The organism is Flavobacterium sp. UBA4854 (assembly GCF_002399805.1).
Taxonomy (GTDB): Bacteria; Bacteroidota; Bacteroidia; order Flavobacteriales; family Flavobacteriaceae; genus Flavobacterium; species Flavobacterium ginsengisoli.
This window is the reverse complement of record NZ_DHEI01000027.1, coordinates 54702-56996: the sequence shown is the minus strand read 5'-3', so window position 1 is coordinate 56996 and position 2295 is coordinate 54702. Positions and strand designations below refer to the sequence as shown.

The 2295-nt window shown below is 35.8% G+C and carries 1 pseudogene; it reads right to left on the bottom strand.

Going from position 1 to position 2295, the window contains the following annotated elements:
- Positions 1-2295 (bottom strand): annotated as a pseudogene (ileS, locus tag B3J44_RS03245) (isoleucine--tRNA ligase); the annotation flags it as partial.

The following is a 2295-nucleotide window of genomic DNA, read 5'->3' as shown; positions in this document are numbered from 1 at the left end:
CTATTTCCTGCAATAACAATATCTAGCGTTCCTTGCTTGTCCAGCTGATTGATCTGCTCTGCAGAAAAACCCTGTATCTCCTTAGAAATCAGACCCATATCTTTACCGAAACGCGGTCCAAGCGCCTTAAAATTAGGCTTAATTTGTTTTACCAAAATACCTGAAGCATCGTCTAAAAGTTCAATTTCTTTAACATTTACCTCAGCTTTTACAAGGTCAGAAATCGCTTCGATTTCAGCACGCTGATTCTCGTCAAGTACTGGAATCATTACCTTTTGCAGAGGTTGACGAACTTTTATCATCTCTTTTTTACGTAGTGATAAAACCAAAGATGAGATAGTTTGAGCCTTCTGCATTTTGCTCTCTAACGTTTTATTAACAAAGTTTTCGACAAATTTTGGAAACTCAGCCAAGTGAACACTAGTAAAATCCTCGGTTCCCGTAGAAGCTGTCAAATCTCTGTATAATTTATCCATAAAAAACGGAGCTACTGGAGCGCTTAATTTGCTTATAGTTAATAAACAAGTATAAAGCGTTTGATAAGCTGCAATTTTATCTTTTGCATATTCTCCTTTCCAGAAACGACGACGGCATAAACGAACGTACCAGTTACTTAAATTCTCTTGAACGAAGTCAGAAATGGCTCTTGTAGCTTTTGTTGGCTCATAATCTTCGTAGCATTCGTCAACGAATTTTATTAACGAATGTAATTCAGAAATAATCCACTGATCGATTTCTGGTCTTTCGTTTAACGGAATTTCAGCTTCTTCGTATTTAAATCCGTCGATGTTAGCATATAACGAGAAGAATGAATAGGTATTGTAAAGTGTTCCGAAGAATTTACGTTTAACCTCAGCAATTCCTTCAAGGTCAAACTTCAAGTTATCCCACGGATTTGCATTCATAATCATATACCAACGTGTAGCATCTGGACCGTTTTCTGCAATGGTTTTAAATGGGTCTATCGTATTTCCTTTACTCTTAGACATTTTAATTCCATTTTTATCTAAAACCAAACCATTAGAAACTACGTTTTTATAGGCTACTTTATCAAAAACCAAAGTTCCGATTGCATGCAAAGTATAGAACCATCCACGTGTTTGATCTACTCCTTCTGCAATGAAATTTGCTGGAAAATCTTTGTTATCATCAATTTTTTCTTTGTTTTCAAAAGGATAATGCCATTGTGCATAAGGCATCGCTCCAGAATCAAACCAAACGTCGATTAGATCACTTTCACGCTTCATTGGTTTCCCTGAAGCCGAAACTAAAGTAAGTCCATCAACCACATTTTTGTGTAAATCAATTAAATCGTAATTTGCCTCAGACATATTTCCGATTTCAAATCCTTTAAACGGATTTTCTTTTTGGAAACCTGCTTCGATTGATTTTTCGATTGCATTGTACAATTCTTCAACAGAACCGATAATAACTTCTTCTGTTTTATCTTCTGTTCTCCAAATTGGCAAAGGAATACCCCAATATCTAGAACGAGATAAGTTCCAATCATTAGCATTTTTAAGCCAATTTCCAAAACGTCCTTCACCAGTAGATTTAGGTTTCCAATTGATAGTTTCGTTCAGGTCGAACATTCTATCTTTTACATCGGTTACTTTGATGAACCATGAATCTAGAGGATAGTATAATAACGGCTCGTCTGTTCTCCAGCTATGCGGATAACTGTGCACGTATTTTTCAACTTTAAATGCTTTATTTTCTTCTTTAAGACGAATAGCGATTTCAACATCTACAGATTTCTCTGGAGCCTGTCCTGCATCGTAATATTCGTTTTTAACATATTTACCAGCCAAATCACCTACATAAGAAGTGAATTTTCCTTGTAAATCAACTAAAGGAACTGCTGTTCCGTTTTCGTCTAAGAACCAACATTGGCGGCACTTCTGGTTTTGCTTCTTTTGCTACTTTAGCATCGTCTGCACCAAAAGTTGGAGCTGTATGCACGATTCCTGTTCCGTCTTCTGTAGTAACGAAATCTCCAGAAATTACTCTAAATGCATTTTCAGCGTTTTGATATGGCAATACGTAAGGCAATAATTGCTCATAACGGATTTCTACTAAATCTGCTCCTTTTGCTTCTGTTAAGATTTTGTAAGGAAGTTTTTTGTCACCGTTTTTCACATTGTCAAAATCAGCGTCATCTTCACTTAAGAAAAATCCTTTTCCGAATTGTTTTCCAACTAAGTTTTTAGCCAAAACAACATTGATTGGCTCAAAAGTATATTGATTGAAAGTTTTAACTAAAACATAATCGATTTTTGGACCAACTGTCAAAGC